The sequence below is a fragment of the Pseudoglutamicibacter cumminsii genome (genome assembly GCF_003143995.1).
Lineage (GTDB): Bacteria > Actinomycetota > Actinomycetes > Actinomycetales > Micrococcaceae > Pseudoglutamicibacter > Pseudoglutamicibacter cumminsii_B.
Genome location: NZ_QFWG01000006.1, coordinates 1 through 15,246 on the forward strand (window position 1 = coordinate 1; position 15,246 = coordinate 15,246).

Here is a 15,246-nt window from a genome sequence, read left to right on the forward strand (position 1 = left end):
CATCAGGCTCCACCGGATACCTCTGTCCACGTAGCTCAAAAACAGCTATCGTTCCCCTCTTCATGAGGGAAAAGGTGGCTGTTTCCTCGCTAAACTCCCCTTGCCCCTTACCAGTGGACACATAGCTCTCAAGAGTATTGAGTAGTTCCTGCCAAAAAATGGCGACGTTCGTCCAGGCGTCCATTGGCATAATCTGAACCCCGTTAAGCGTGAAGGAAACCCAGCCTTCACCAGGGAAACACTTATCTTTCTGCCAATGCCACCAACGAGCCGCCTCACCTGGATTAGCGGAAATAGATACCAGATGTTTGTCATGTTGCTTGGCGAAAAGCTCAAGAAACGTAACCTTTGTCCCTCTGAGGACAAAAGTTTCGATCTCCAGTTTCGTCTCATTCATCCAATGATTCATACGTTCCGCACCTACCGACGGTAAAACCGCATGACGCGGCTCGTGGGCATCACAAGCTTATATTCGCCGCCGGGGAAGTGCCCGCACCGCCCGCCGCGGCTCCCATAACGAAAAGGCGCGGAAGGGCCAAGCCCCTCCGCGCCTGCCTGGCGTGTTCGCGCTACAGCGAGACTCCGAACACGAGTGGTACGAGAGTGTACAGCACGAGCATGACCATCACGATCGAGATGAGGTTGAGCCAAATTCCGGCCCGGACCATTTGCTTGATGGTGACCTCGCCGGAACCGAAAGCGACAGCGTTCGATGGCGTCGCAACCGGCAGCATGTACGCCGAACAGACAGCGAGCGTCACGGCGATCGTCATGAACAGCGGGTTGATGCCCATACCCAATGCAACGGCGCTGAAGATCGGGAAAAACGCCGCGGCAGTAGCAGTATTCGATGTGAGTTCAGTGAGCACGAGTGCCAGCACAATAATCGCGACGAGCACAAGCACCTTCGGGAGCGCGGTCCATGCCGAAACCTGGCTTCCGATCCATTCGGAGAACCCAGTAACAGTGAACATTTCAGACAGGGACAGCCCGCCGCCGAACAACAGGAGTAGGCCCCACGGGATTTCCTTGGATGAAGACCAACGTAGAAGTGGTTGAGCAGTTGCATTCTCGCTACGTTTCCTAGCTGGAACCAGGAAGCAGGCGATTGCTGCGGCCATCGCAACCTGTGCATCGCTGATGCGTGTAAGGAAAGCGAGATTCGTGGCAACCCATTCGAGGTTCTTGACAAGCGGGACTACGATCCAGAACAGGATGGCGATGAGGAAGATCCATGCAACGCGACGTTCAGGGGTGCTCATCTTTCCGAGCTTGCGGAACTCGTTCTCGATCATTTCTTTGCCGCCGGGTAGCTCGTTGATTTCCGGGCGGAAGACGAACTTGGTGAGGACGAGCCATGCGATCCCTGTCATGACAATCGCCCAGGGAACACCTACCAGCATCCATTCGCCGAAGGTGACCTCGATGCCGTGCGCTTTCTCCAGGTGGCCCTTCATGAGCGCCATTGGCGGCTGGCCGATGAGTGTTGCGGTGGAACCGACCGTGACGCCGTAAGCGACACCCAAAAGCAGGGATGCGGCCAGGCGTGGGCTCGCCGCGTTCGGGTCTACTTCGCGAACGAGTTTCAGAATCGATAGGGCAATCGGCACCATGATGACTGCGGTTGCAGTGTTGGAAACCCATGCAGAAATGAATGCAGAGGCGATCATGATGCCCAGAACAATCTGCGACGGACGTGTACCCACCACCCGGATGGTCCAGAGCGCGATCCTGAGGTGTAGCTGCGATTTCTCCGTTGCTAAGCCGAGGATCACACCACCCATTACCAGGAAAACAACCGTGTTGGCGTAGGGTGCAGCGACCTCGCCCATCGGTGCCATTCCGAACAGCGGGAATACGGCCAGTGGCAGCAGCGAGGTCACTGGGATTGGTGCGGCCTCAGTCATCCACCAGATCGCCATCCAGAGCGCGACGCCGGCTACCGCTTTGCCTTCAAAGCTCAGCGAATCGGGCAGAACGAAACCCAGAATGAGGCCGGCGATGGGACCGAGGGCGAACGTCCACCAGTTACGGCGGGTTGATCGGTCCAGTGGGTCGTTAGAGGCGTCCTGCTGTCGTCCTTGTGGCGCAGCAGACGCGGTTGAGTTGAGATCGGCAGACATGTCGTCCTTTTGTGTACTTATGAGAGCTGGAACACAGTTTGCTGGTTGAAGCTTATGCTTCGATTAATGTTCCGTGAAGTACCCATTCGGGTGACATTGAGAGCCTGTGGATATAAGTCTGGTGAGGGCGCGCCAGTATCAGCCCAAGCCTGCTCGTTCGGCCAGTGCCCGGGCAGTCACCGAGCGTGAACCTGGATTCACGCCCTGCTGGGCGACCGCCGCCGGCGTCCCGGTGGCCAGGATCTGGCCGCCCTCATCGCCAGCTCCCGGGCCGACGTCGATGACGTGATCAGCCTGCGCAACCACCCGGAGGTCGTGCTCAACAACAACCACCGTCGCGCCGTCCTCGACCAAGCGACGCAACTGGGCGAGCAAAAGATCAACGTCCGCCGGATGCAGCCCCGTCGTAGGCTCATCCAACAGATACAAGCTGTGCTTGCGGCTAGAGCCGCGCTGCATCTCCGACGCCAGCTTGATGCGCTGAGCCTCACCACCCGAGAGCTCCGGGGAACCCTGCCCCAGCCGCAGGTAGCCCAGGCCGAGCGCGTGCAGGAACTCAACGGAGCGCAGAATCCGCGGCTCCTCCGCGAAGACCTCCAGCGCCTCATCCACGGTGAGGGTCAAAACATCAGCGATGCTACGGCCGTTCCACTGCACCTCAAGGATCTCCGGCTTATAACGCTTGCCGCGGCAGACCGGGCAGGTGGTGTGCGTGCCAGGCAGGAACACGAGCTCAACTTCGATGCTGCCCGCACCATCGCACTCCGGGCAACGGCCCTTCGTTGTGTTATAGGAAAAATCAGATACCGACATGCCGCGACGCTTAGCGTCCGGGGTCGCGGCGAAGATCTTGCGGACGTGGTCGAAAAGGCCCGTGTAGGTCGCGACGGTGGAACGCACGGTGCGGCCAATCGGCTTCTGGGTGATGTGAACCAGGCGGCGGATCTTATCGAGCCCCGTTGCGTTATCCACCCGGAAATCCCGTGACTCATCGGGCTCCGCTACAAACTCCGCATCTGGCTCCTCAGCAGAGGCCTCATCGGCGCCGACGACCTGTTTAGCCGAGCGGGCCGCCGCGTCAGCCAGCACCCCGATGACCAAGGTGGACTTGCCGGAACCGGACACACCCGTGACCGCGGTGAGCGCGCCGAGCGGGAAGTCGACGTCGGCCCCGTCGAAAGCGCGCGCGTGCACGCCGGTCAGGGCGATGGATTCGCCGGTTCCGGCCGGGGTGTCTGTCAGTTCCGGGAAGTCCGCGTTCAGCGCGGCAGCAGTGGGGGAGCCCAGCTGCTCTGCTTTGGCGCGGAACTCGCTCGTGGGGCCGGAGAACACCAGTTGACCGCCGCGCTCGCCGGCGCGCGGGCCGATGTCCACGATCCAATCGCATCCGGCCACCAAGGACATGTCGTGCTCCACCAGAAGCACCGAATTGCCCGCGTCGATGAAGCGCTGGAGAAGCTCGGAGACCGCTTTCCGCTCCACGACGTGCAGGCCTGCCGAGGGCTCATCCAGCACATAGGTTGTGCCGAACAGGTTCGAGTTCAACTGGGATGCCAGCCGTAGGCGCTGATGCTCGCCCGCGGACAAGCTGCGTGCTGGGCGGGAGAGGGTCAGGTGGCCCAGCCCCAGCTCGATAGCCGCGCGCACCGTAGGCAGAACCTGATCCAGCAGTAGCTTTTCGGCCTCGTCGTGCTCGTTCCACTGCTGCTTGCTGATCCCCTCCACGCGCTGGAGGCGGTCCTCCAACGCGGCCAGCACGTCCTTCAACGCCAAGTTGTTGAATTCGTCGATCGCGTAGCCGGCGTAGCTGACCTGCAAGGTGTCCGGCTGGAAGCCGCGGCCCTGGCAGGTAGGGCACGTCGATGAATGCATGAAGGAAAGCACGCGGCGGCGGTTCTTATCCGACTCCGTTTCCGCGAGGGTGTCGGTGAGGTAGGTGGCTACCGAGCGCCATTTGCCTTTATATGACCCGTGCACGGCGTTTTCGTCCCGCACAGGGTGGACGGTGACTACCGGCTGTTCGTCGGTGAACAGGATCCAGTCGCGGTCCTTTTGCGGAATGTCCCGCCACGGGATCTCGAGCGGGTAGCCGAGGGTTCCCAGGATGTCCCGGAAGTTCTTGCCCAGCCATGCTCCGGGCCACGCGGCGATCGCGCCGTCCCAGATGGACAGGCTGGGGTCCGGCACCATCGACTCCTCTGTGGGCCGGTGCACGGTGCCGGTTCCTTGGCATTCGGGGCACATGCCGGCGGTGGTGTTGGGGGAGAAGGCGTCGGAGTCGAGCCGGCCGTATTCGAGCCGCTCGCGCATGCCGGCCGGGTAGGTCCCGGATCGCGAGAAGAGCAGCCGAATACTGTTCGACATGTTGGAGATCGTGCCGACGGAGGAGCGCGCCCCGCCCAGGGTGGTGGACTGTTGCAGGGCCACCGTCGGCGGCAGGCCAGTGACCGACCCGACGCGCGGGTTGACTGCGCCACCGATGAGCCGGCGGGCGAAGGGGGCGACGGATTCCAGGTAGCGGCGCTGCGCCTCGCCGTGGATGGTGCCGAAAGCCAGGCTGGACTTGCCGGAACCTGAAACGCCGGTGACGGCCACGAGGGTGTCGCGCGGCAGGTCGACGTCGATGTGTTTCAGGTTGTGTAGGTGCGCGTCACGCACCCGGATCATGGGATCGTGCCCCGCACGCACCGTTGCGTGCGGAACTGTGTGCGGAACCGTGAACTCGGGCTGGGCGTGAGTCATGGTGGCCACTCTATCGGGCAAGCCGGGCCGGTGTAGGTGGTGAAGGCTCGACGATGAGCGCTAGGCCCGCATCGAGGTCTGCCAGTAACTGCTGAGCCGAGTTTTTCGGGCCGTTGAGGTAGTAGATCGTGAGCCCGTTGACGAGTGCCGTGACCAGCCGAGCTCCTTGTTCAGGCGATAGCTTGCCGTTCAGTTTCCCATGCTGTTCAGCTGTCGCGAGCTCGTTGCATACTAGCGCCCGGAAGCTCTCCACCTCGGCGTCGTATAAGTCGGCTAGCCAACCGCGTGTGGATGCCGCGGCGCCCACGATAACCCACACTGCAGCGTCCTCGCGCTGGACAGGGCCAATCGGTAAGAGCTCGGCTAGTCGGCCGTGCATGGCCGCATGAAAATCTGCCGCGTCTGTCTTTTCAAGTGCCCGGGACTCCTGCCGTTGAATAGACCTAATGAATGCTTTCGCGATGATGTCGTTTCGCGTCCCCATTTGATACTGGACAGTCCCAGGTGCGACCCCCGCCTCTGCGGCGACATTGCGCACGCTCAGAGCATCGAGTCCTTTGTTGACCATCACTCGAATGGCGGCGTCGGCTATCAGCGCTTGGGAGCGCCTTCATCGCCTACCGAATTCCGCACCTGACCATTGGAGTACGCCATGTCAGACTTCCTAGCCCTCGCTGGTCTTGCGCTTGTCGATAGTTTGAGCGTAGGAACCCTCGTCATTCCTATTGCACTCATCATCATGTGGCGCCGAGTTCGCATCGGTTTGATGGGGTGTCTACCTTGCGACGATCGGTGGGGCCTACTGTGACGAGGTTTCGCATGAAGCTGAAGGTTCGCGCAAACTGTTTACTTCCCGCCATCCGCGTGGGTACGTTTCGTGTAGCGAGTAAGAGAAATGCCTCGTGAAGGTCGGTTGAAGATGTGCCGGTGTTACCGGGGTTCGGGAAGACGGAAGGCTGAACGATGGCAACTATTGCTGAGAACGTGGTTGAAACTCTTGGGGCGAGTGGCGTAAAGCGAGTTTATGGCGTTGTAGGAGATTCCCTTAACGGTTTCACTGACGCGATCCGAGATTCAGATATCGAGTGGGTCCATGTCCGTCACGAGGAAGTCGCAGCCTTTGCGGCTTCGGCTGAAGCGGCGCTGACCGGTGAGCTTGCGGTGTGTGCCGGTAGTTGCGGACCGGGAAACCTTCACCTCATTAACGGGCTTTACGATGCTCAGCGGTCACGTGTGCCGGTCCTAGCGATTGCGGCTCAGATTCCCGGTGGGGAGATCGGTTCTGGCTACTTCCAGGAAACCCATCCTGTTGAACTGTTCCGGGAATGCTCGGTCTACGTTGAAGATGTAAGGTCGGCGGAGCAGATGCCGAGGGTTTTGCGGATTGCTATGAGAGAGGCACTCTCAAAGAGGGGAGTGGCTGTTCTCGTTGTTCCAGGTGAGATTTTCCTGGAAACAACGAAAGCTGCCGCCGAGGTAATCGTGGAATCCAAGTCGCACCAGGTTCCGGTAGAAGCTGATCTGGTTCAGGCTGCCAAGCTTCTCAATGACTGCAAGAAGGTCACGATCCTGGCGGGAGCAGGCGCTGAGGGCGCGCACGACGAGCTAGTAGCGCTTGCCGATAGGCTGCAGGCTCCCATTGTTCACGCCCTGCGCGGTAAAGAGTTTATCGAATACGATAACCCGTTTGATGTGGGGATGACCGGGCTGCTGGGATTCGAATCAGGGTATCGGGCTATGGAAGCCTGCGATACTCTCTTGATGCTGGGGACTGACTTCCCGTACCAGCAGTTCTTCCCAGAAGATGCCACGATCATTCAGGTTGATATTCGTGGAGAACAGATTGGTCGGCGTACCCCTGTCGATCTCGGTCTGGTGGGTGGAGTCAAAGAAACGATCGACCACCTGCTACCCAAGCTGCAAGAGAACAAGTCGAGCAAGCACCTCAAAGCGATGCTCAAGCATTACGGGAAGACCCGTAAGGACCTTGATGATCTGGCTACGCCTTCGCGTCGCACTATTCATCCCCAATACCTGACCAGGTTGATTGATGAGGGGGCTAGTGATGATGCGGTATTTATTCCCGATGTTGGTTCCCCGGTTATTATGGCTTCCCGGCACCTGACCATGAATGGGAAACGGAGACTCATTGGCTCCTTTATTCACGGTTCCATGGCCAATGCCCTACCCCAGGCTATCGGCGCTCAACTCTCTCACCCGGATCGTCAGGTGATTGCCTTGGCGGGCGATGGTGGGCTCTCCATGCTCATGGGTGACCTTCTTACGCTCACAACGTATGACCTGCCGGTCAAGGTTGTGGTTTACAACAATTCTTCGCTGAACTTTGTTGAATTGGAGATGAAGGCAGCAGGGTTCGTGACTCACGGAACCGGTCTCGATAATCCGAACTTTGCTTCCCTTGCGGAGGCGATTGGGATGAAAGGTTTCAGGGTGGAAAAGTCGAAGGACCTGCCCAGGGCGGTTGAGGATTTCTTGGCCCATGATGGTCCAGCGATTCTCGATGTGACAACCGAACGCCAAGAGCTCACCCTGCCTCCCACGATTGATGCCGAGCAGGTCAAGGGCTTCACGATGTACGCAGTCCGTACGGTGCTTGACGGCAAGGGAGCCGAGCTCGTCGACCTGGCAAAGGCCAACCTGCGGCAGCTGTTCTAGGTGGGATAACGTTTCCTCACAAACTGGATGGGGAGCTCGCCGATGCTATGTTGCAGTGTCCAAGTGCTTCCCATCCGGGTAAGGCAATGCCTGATAAAACCGCGTCGCGAAGTAGCGCAGTTACGGAGCTTCATGCCCGCCGAGTAGAACCGGCTCGGCGGACATTACTAATCGGGAGACACTCTACGCACTAACCCTTAGAATGTATGTCAGGGTCTTTTCTGGGTTTCCAAATCAAAACTGGAAACGTTCGTCGCATCTGAATGGCTCAGACATTCTGGTCTGTTTGTCACACTCTGCCCCTTCGAGGCATTTAGCCTGCTTTGTTGGCCTTGAAGTGTCCCAGGTTTTGTTCCGTTTGAGTAGATGGGAAAATCTAGGATACTTCAGTACTGCAGGCGGTTGAATCGAGCCCGACCCCGCGCGATAAACGCGACCTGTTCATGGACTTCATCGAACTCGTCAACACGGACGCGAGCGTAGCCGAACAGTGGGTTGCCTTCATCAGCCAACGCCGCGAACAAGAACTCGGAACCCTCATTGAAGAAGAGCGACTCCGTGAACCTGCCGCGAGGGACTTTATGGAGAGTGCCTTCGACGCCGGGGAAGTCCCCGCATCGGAACCGACATCGGCAAGGTACTGCCGCGCATGAGTTTCTTCGGCAACACCACCGGCGGTGAGAGCCGCACCGAAGTCAAGGAACGCGTGCTCGACAAGATGACCGAGTTCCTCGAACGCTACGAACCGCTCGGGTGAGCGGTGCTAACCGCCGGCAACTGCAAGTACGACCAATCGCCCCAGATGAACTGTACGTAAGCCGCGTAAGGGGGCTGACAGCACTAGCCATGTGGCACGACAAGCGCTAGCGATGTGGCGCCGCGCCCGCGGATCCGCTAATGTTGTCTCGCCAGCTATTGCAAATGAGAATGATTAGCAATATGCGAATCATTAGCAACTGAATCATTCGTAACAGCGTCATCACCAGCAGAGTTATCACCAGCTAAGGAGCGGTTCATGCGCGTCCTCCGGGCAACCCGTGCCTCCATCGCCGCTGCGGCCATCGCGGCAACCACCTTCGCCACCGCATCGAGCATCACGGCATCGCTGACGCTCGGCGCGGCCCCTGCCTACGCAGGCCCGGACGACAACCGCAGCGTCGAAACGAAAGCGCACATCGACGCCCCTAAGGTCTTCTGGAACAAGCAAGCTGGCACGTTCGCGATCAACTCGCAGGCCAACGGGAAAACCGTTCCGCTCGAAACCACCGCCAACTGGGTGGGCCGCGGCTACAACGACGACGGCAGCCAAAACTATACGTTCCCCATCACCTCGGACCCGCGCCTGGACTTTCTCGGCAAGGACGGCCAGCTGCTCTACATGGCGCCGCAAGTTCCCGGGCCGGGCAACAGCCCCATCTGGTCGGGCTTCGGAGCGGACACCGCGGTGCCCATCGAGCAGTTCCAAGACGGCAACTTCGCGCTGGAAATGGTCGGCTTCAACGGCCCCGGCCAGATGAACATGTTCAACTACTCGACGTACGGAAGCCTGCCGGTGACGCGCCTGTTCTCTTCGCATGACAAGGTGTCCCGCACCGTCTGGCTGGACCCGGGAACGCACACTCACAACATCACAACATTCAGCAAGCCCGGCCGCTACGAAGTCACATTCGACGCCACCGCACGCACAACCAGCGGCAGCTTCATCTCCTCGAAGCCAACGACGCTGGTGTGGCGGGTAGGTGGCACGAACCCTGCCGATGAAAAACTCGGCGACGTCCGCACCGCATACAACAAGGCCGCCGATGTTGCACCAGCCGATGTTGCGCCGGCGGAGGGTGCAGCGGCGGAAGGCTCCGAGGCATCCACGCCGACGTTCACCATCGCCCCGCATACCGGCAATGAACGCGACGGCGATAAGAACCTCACCGACCTGACCTTTAACGCCGGCACTGAAGCGGCGGAAGGCACGGTGGTGTTTTACATCGACGGCTACCACCTCGCCGAGGTTCCGGTGAAGAACGGCACTGCCACGTGGAGTGAGATGATCGGCTCCCAGACCTCGTCGTTCCAGGCGGTGTTCGTGCCAACCAAGGGTGCGGCCCGCTGGATCAGCGCGCCGTTGACCTCCACTACGGGGCAGAAGGCCGTGTCCACGCAGGATGCCGGCGAGTTCCCGGAGGAAACCCCGGATGCTCCGGCCGGTGACTTCTCGAAGGGCGAGGTTACGGTCGGTTCGCGCGACGTATCTGTCACTGCGCGGCAGCAGGGCAAGAGCGACCTCATCAATATCGACACCAAACCCGCCGACGATTCGCTGATCTATAACATCACCGGCGGCTTCTATGAAGAAGGCTACGACGAGCCGACCTGCCCCGTTGAAGGCGTGAGCGGCCCAGGCCGCCGCACACTCGTAGCGGCCAATGAGTATTGCAAGGGCGACGACTATTCGCTACGCCTCACGTTGGAGCCCCAGCCGCGTGCCGCGATCGGCAACACGGACGTGATCGACCTCGGCCAGGTGAGTGGCGAGGGCACAACGGTTGAAACGCGGTTCTCAGGCGTCGGGGAAGGCACCGAACCAGCGCCGAGTGAGCCGGCGCCGGGCGACCCGGGTGAAGGCGACGATGGCGGCGAGGACGGGAACGAAGGTTCCGACGGCGCGATCCTGGACACGCCTGTGACGATCAACAACGGCCACGTGGACCTGCGGGCCATGGAGGTTGGCGGGAAGTTCTCGGTGGCGTTGGGTGATGATTCGCGTCAGCACGCCAAGGAGTCCGTGACCCGAACCATCAACTCGACGACCCTGGAGGTCACCAAGCTCGCGAAGGTCAAGCGTGAAGGCAACGTACTGGCCGATGAAAGCTATGACGTTCTTGGCCCGAAGGGTAGCGAGCTGTATGTTCTGCCGCAGGGTCAGCAGCCGGGGCGTGTGTGGCCGGGCTTCTCGAGCGAGGCTTTGGACCGCGTGAAGTACCCGGAGGGTGCAACCATGACGCTCACCCCGGTGAGCGCTCCTGAGGGCGGCAAGTGGTTCGCCTACACCGAGAACCTGGGCGCCATCAGCCGCATGTATGCCTCGAGTGATAAGGCCTCGGATGTGCCGCTGCCTCCGGGCACGCACATGCACACCGCGTGGGCGTTCACTAAGCCGGGAACCTACACGATCGACGTGACGGCCCGAGCCAAGCAGTCCGGGGACGGCGAGCAGCGTGCGCGTGCCCGCAGCGCTGCCGCAAACAACGATGGTGGGGAGGCTACCGCTGAGACGCAGCGGCTGACGTTCGTGGTGGAGAAGAAATCCGCCACCGAAGAGCCAGGCGATTCGGCACCGCCGGTGGAAGAACCAACGGAACAGCCAACGGAACAGCCGACGGAAGAACCGACGGAAGAACCGAGTGAGCAGCCAACGCCGGGCGAGCAGCCGGGTGGCGAGCCGACCGAGCAGCCAACTGAGCAGCCAACTGAGCAGCCGGGCGATGATGTGGCGCCGGAGGAGCCTACCGGCCAGCCGACCGAGGGAATGGCTCCGAGCCAGCCAGCCGTCCCAGCGCAACCGGAAGCCACCGACAACGCAAGCACCCCATCGGAGGTTGGCTCCACCGATAACGCTGGTGCTGCATCGAGCGGGGGAGCGCTGGCGCGCACGGGTGCAGAGGTTGTGCCTGCCGCGCTTGCGGCTGTGACTGTTGTGGCGGGCATGGCGTTGTTGATGGTGATGCGCCGCCGACGTGCCTAAGGCGTCTTGAGGTGAGCCTCGTCGTTCCCTTTCTTACGAGGGGAGGCGCTCGTGGATGTGGTTTTCATTTTCGCGAGGAAGCCGCGCAACGTGATGAGTACGCCGTAGATGACGGAATACAGAACCAGGCGGTAGAGGAACGTGAGGAAGTCGTTGATGTCGCGGAGCTCGTTGCCCTCTGCATCCACGATGATGTTGTCGCCGGTGACGGCTGTTTCGCCTTGGGTGGGGTGCTCGATGATGACGCTAGCGGAGAGGTATTCGCCCTCGTTGAGGAACAGTGCCTCAAACGGCGCGTTGTAGATCGGGTTGCCAGGGACGTCCGTGAACGCGCTGACGATGGCCCCGACTATGAATAGGAGGGTACCGAACACGGTCCACCCCTTGCTTGGGAGGAGCAGTATGAGGAAGATCCCGAGGAGAATCCCTGATGCGACCCACGGCACTTCCAACATCACTACGACCAGGAGCATGAACAGTTGCATCCCTAGGTAGAACAGCCCGAAGATCAGGAGTAATCCGAGGACGCCGAAGATAATTCGGATCTGAGGCGGGACCTTCTTGAGAAGCCTGCGAGCCATCGGAGTTTTCGAAGTATTCGGTGCTTCTGGTGAGGTTGTCACAGCGACGTCCTTTATCTTCGGTGCAGTCACCGCTTTCGCTGGTGGAACTGCAGGAACCTGACGCTAAGGTTAAAGAAAGTACCTTTTGAGATCACGCTAGCTGCCCATGGTGAACTGGTCAGCGACCGTCGGTGAACGGCAGGTGAACCCGGGGGTGGTGTGTTGACGCAGAGACGGAAGCGGGGGTTGTCGCGACGCATCGCGACAACCCCCGCTTGTGTGTTTAGCCTGTCTCTGGCCGGTGGTTTAGGCGAGCATGAAGCCCCAGACCAGAACCGATACAGCGAAGATGATTCCGAGCACGATGAGGATCAGGACCATGTAGCCCATGACGTCACGCAGCTTCAGCCCGGAGATAGCGAGCACTGGCAGGACCCAGAACGGTTGAACCATGTTGGTCCACTGGTCACCGATCTGCACCGCAACTGCAGTCGCAGCGTGATCCGCACCCAGCGCAGCCGCAGCCTCCGCCATCACCGGACCCTGAACAGCGAACTGACCGCCACCAGACGGCATCAGGATGTTCAAAATACCGCCAGAAATGAACGACCAGAACGGCAGCGTTTCCGCGCTAGCGAACGTACCGAACGCATCAGCGAACGCAACTGCCAACCCGGACGCGCTCAAGATACCCATGATGCCCGCGTAGAACGGGTACTGGATGATGATGCCGGCAACAACCTTGACGCCATCGTTGACTGCCGCGAGGAACGCGGAAGGCCGCATGAACAGCAGGATTCCGAGGAACAGGAACATGAAGTTCACTGTGTCCAGGTTCAGCGTGCCGCCCTTGACGAAGTAGCGGACCGCGAACAGCATCGCAATCAATCCGAAACCGATGCCAACAACGCGGGAATTGTTCAGGCGGCTAGCAATGGTCGGAGTGCTCTCCTGCACAGGCTTCACCGAAACCGCAGGGAAGTCTTCGCGGTTGATCTCGCGAACCTTCGCCGGATCCTTCGGGTGCAGCAGCATGTTGAAGATCGGCAAAATGATAAGCACTGCCAGGTTCGTCAGCAACAGATACGGGGAGAACAGCGTATCCGTCAACGGGATCAGACCAACCTGCTCCTCCATGAAGTTGCCAGGCGTCGCGAGCAACAGCGGAACCGAACCAGACAAGCCGATGCCGTACACCGCGAACCCGGAATAGCCGGCCGCAATCGCAAGCGGATAGTGCAGGCCCTTAACGTTCATCGCGAGCTTCTGCGCAACGATGCCGCCCATGACCAGGCCGAAGCCCCAGTTCAACCACGAACCGATGCCGCCCACCAGCGTCGCCGCAACAATAGCGGCCCGCGGCGAAGAGATCTTTGAGGTCAGCACGTCCAAGAAGCGGTCCACCGGCGGAGTCTTAGCGAGCACATAGCCCGCCAACAGCACCACGGTCATCTGCATCGTGAAAGACAGCAGACCCCAGAAGCCCTCACCCCAGTAGTCAACAACCTGGAACGGGCTGGAACCCTGGAAAATAATCGCCAGAATCATCGTCAAGACCGTCAAGATCATGGCGATCACGAGCGGATCCGGCAAATACCGGTCCATCAAATTAGAGAAAAACTGGGCCGTCGCTTCGAGCGGTCCACGCCTCCGTTTTACGGTTTGAACCTCATTGTTCATCATTCCCCCAAGGGCTTATTGAGTGATTTTTGTTTTAGAAGTTGTTCATCGCGCCACAAGACGCGCTGTTCCCATTCGCTTGGCGAAAGCAGCTCGCCGCGCTGGCGAGCCACCTCCGCGACAAGGTCCTTAGTCCACGGTGTCCTGTCGCCAATGTCGTGTTCCATACGCTGGTACGACGGGCCCATTCGTTCCGCGTGAGCCTCGATCCCACCGCGAGTGTTGAGGTCCACCGTCTCGAAAGGCCCCATGAAAGCCCACCGCCGGCCCAAGCCGTCACGAACCACTTTGTCGATGTCGTCGACGTCCGCCACACCCTCCCGCACGAGTGCGTAAGCCTCCCTCAGCACAGCTCCCTGGAGTCGGTTGAAGAGGAAACCCTCAATCTCCTTGTGCAGAACCACAGGTGAAAGCCCCGCTTGCTCATAGAGCGCGCGAGCCCGCTCAACCGCGGCGGGGGAGGTGGCGGGGTTAGGGACCAATTCGATCACCGGGATCGCGTAGGGCGGGTTACCCGGGTGCGCTACCAGCGTCTGTTCCTCGATCCCGGTTCCTGCCGCGGATTTCGACGTCGGGATGAACGAAGTCGACGAGCACACAACGCAGGCCTGAGAGATCAGCTGAGCGAGCTCACTGAACAGTGAACGCTTCATCTCAAGCTTCTCCGGGATGCATTCCTGCACTAACGCCGCGCTAGCGACGGCTTCGTCGAGACAGTCCGTGGTGGATACATGTTCAACCAGTGCGTCAATATCGCCTGTGAAGAGATCATGCTTCTGCAGCAGCTCGCCGCGCTCGCGGATCTCCTGCGGGATCGCGTTCCGGCGCTCTTCCTCAGGCTCAAAAATAGAAACACGCATCCCTGCTTGCGCAAACATCACAGCGAAAGCAACCCCGATGGAGCCGCCACCAACCACCGCGATGTTGCCCTCGCTAACGGCATCGGCAGATACCGCGTTGGCCGATGCGTTGGTTGAACACACATGCTGGTCATTAGTCATGGTGTGCTCCTACAGTCATGCCGCCACATACATACAACGTCTGGCCGGTGATGAAGCCGGCGTCGGCGCTCAGCAAGAAGCCAACGGCGTGAGCGACATCATCAGGAGTGCCCATACGTCCAACTGGAATCCCGTTAACGATCGCCTTAGTGCGCTCAGAATCCGCTGGGTTCGCGTCCATGAATAACTCAGTAGCGATAGGCCCAGGTGCCACCGCGTTCACTGTGATGCCCCGCTTACCTTCCTCGAGAGCCCACGTGCGCGTCATGCCTTGAAGACCGGCCTTCGTAGCGGAATACGCGGTACGTAGCTCCTTGCCCAGAGCAGCGCGCGACGCGATATTCACGATCCGGCCGAAACCAGCCTCACGCATTCCAGGTACCAGCGCCTGAGCACATAAGAACGCGCTCCGCAGGTTGAGCGCAACAGCGTTGTCGAACTCTTCAACCGTCTGATCGCTGAGAGAGTTGGCGAAAACAGCGCCAACATTATTGACCAAGCGGGTAATCGGGCCGTCAGCAAGAGCCTGCTCCAGAGCAGTGCGGGTGGATTCCGGGTCGGAAAGATCGCAATCGATAGCGTCGTCTCCGGCACGATCCAGGATGACTGTTTCGTAGCCGGCCGCGTGGCATTTCTTCGCGATCGCGGCACCAATACCGTTGGCCCCGCCAGTAATTAGGACACGTTCAGGGGTAGCAGTAGACATCAGCAAACCTTCTCAA

At 60.1% G+C, this 15,246-nt stretch carries 11 protein-coding genes and 1 pseudogene; 3 read left to right on the forward strand and 9 right to left on the reverse strand.

Going from position 1 to position 15,246, the window contains the following annotated elements:
* The 5 genes and pseudogenes from CAY35_RS05545 to CAY35_RS09865 form a co-directional block, all read right to left on the reverse strand.
* Window positions 1-397, reverse strand: a 397-nt coding sequence (locus CAY35_RS05545; RefSeq protein ID WP_109303691.1) for a hypothetical protein, incomplete at its 3' end; no start/stop codon positions are given.
* 172 nt (window positions 398-569) lie between these two features.
* A complete protein-coding gene (locus CAY35_RS05550) occupies window positions 570-2,123 on the reverse strand; it encodes an SLC13 family permease (RefSeq protein WP_109303692.1) in 1,554 nt (517 codons plus the stop codon).
* Window positions 2,124-2,261: 138 nt separating this feature from the next.
* Window positions 2,262-4,790: an excinuclease ABC subunit UvrA gene (locus CAY35_RS05555; protein ID WP_109303777.1), complete on the reverse strand. Its 2,529-nt coding sequence runs from the start codon at window positions 4,788-4,790 to the stop codon at window positions 2,262-2,264.
* A gap of 85 nt (window positions 4,791-4,875) precedes the next feature.
* Complete coding sequence (locus CAY35_RS05560) at window positions 4,876-5,244, reverse strand: TetR family transcriptional regulator C-terminal domain-containing protein (RefSeq protein WP_258265653.1); 369 nt, start codon at window positions 5,242-5,244, stop codon at window positions 4,876-4,878.
* A gap of 120 nt (window positions 5,245-5,364) precedes the next feature.
* Window positions 5,365-5,460, reverse strand: a pseudogene (locus tag CAY35_RS09865) (TetR family transcriptional regulator); the annotation flags it as partial.
* A 368-nt stretch (window positions 5,461-5,828) separates the two neighbouring features.
* On the opposite strand from CAY35_RS09865, the gene poxB reads away from it, so the two are divergent.
* The 3 genes from poxB to CAY35_RS05575 all read left to right on the forward strand — a co-directional run bounded on the left by poxB (window position 5,829) and on the right by CAY35_RS05575 (window position 11,280).
* Window positions 5,829-7,541: a ubiquinone-dependent pyruvate dehydrogenase gene (poxB, locus tag CAY35_RS05565; RefSeq protein WP_109303694.1), complete on the forward strand. Its 1,713-nt coding sequence runs from the start codon at window positions 5,829-5,831 to the stop codon at window positions 7,539-7,541.
* Between the two features lie 392 nt (window positions 7,542-7,933).
* Entirely contained in the window at window positions 7,934-8,194 is a 261-nt protein-coding gene (locus tag CAY35_RS05570) for a type I restriction endonuclease subunit R, EcoR124 family (RefSeq protein ID WP_109303695.1), read from the forward strand.
* Between the two features lie 362 nt (window positions 8,195-8,556).
* Window positions 8,557-11,280: a choice-of-anchor M domain-containing protein gene (locus tag CAY35_RS05575; RefSeq protein ID WP_109303696.1), complete on the forward strand. Its 2,724-nt coding sequence runs from the start codon at window positions 8,557-8,559 to the stop codon at window positions 11,278-11,280.
* On the opposite strand, the gene CAY35_RS05580 is transcribed toward CAY35_RS05575, so the two are convergent.
* From CAY35_RS05580 to CAY35_RS05595, 4 genes are all read right to left on the reverse strand, one after another.
* Complete coding sequence (locus CAY35_RS05580) at window positions 11,277-11,903, reverse strand: hypothetical protein (protein ID WP_146191923.1); 627 nt, start codon at window positions 11,901-11,903, stop codon at window positions 11,277-11,279. The genes CAY35_RS05575 and CAY35_RS05580 overlap by 4 nt on opposite strands.
* 246 nt (window positions 11,904-12,149) lie before the next feature.
* Complete coding sequence (locus CAY35_RS05585) at window positions 12,150-13,526, reverse strand: short-chain fatty acid transporter (protein ID WP_258265654.1); 1,377 nt, start codon at window positions 13,524-13,526, stop codon at window positions 12,150-12,152.
* Window positions 13,523-14,524 carry a 3-hydroxyacyl-CoA dehydrogenase gene (locus tag CAY35_RS05590; RefSeq protein WP_109303698.1) on the reverse strand — a complete coding sequence of 334 codons (1,002 nt, stop codon included), beginning with the start codon at window positions 14,522-14,524 and terminating at the stop codon, window positions 13,523-13,525. Before CAY35_RS05590 ends, CAY35_RS05585 begins: the two co-directional genes overlap by 4 nt.
* A complete protein-coding gene (locus CAY35_RS05595) occupies window positions 14,517-15,230 on the reverse strand; it encodes an SDR family NAD(P)-dependent oxidoreductase (RefSeq protein ID WP_109303699.1) in 714 nt (237 codons plus the stop codon). Before CAY35_RS05595 ends, CAY35_RS05590 begins: the two co-directional genes overlap by 8 nt.
* Window positions 15,231-15,246: the final 16 nt, after the last annotated feature.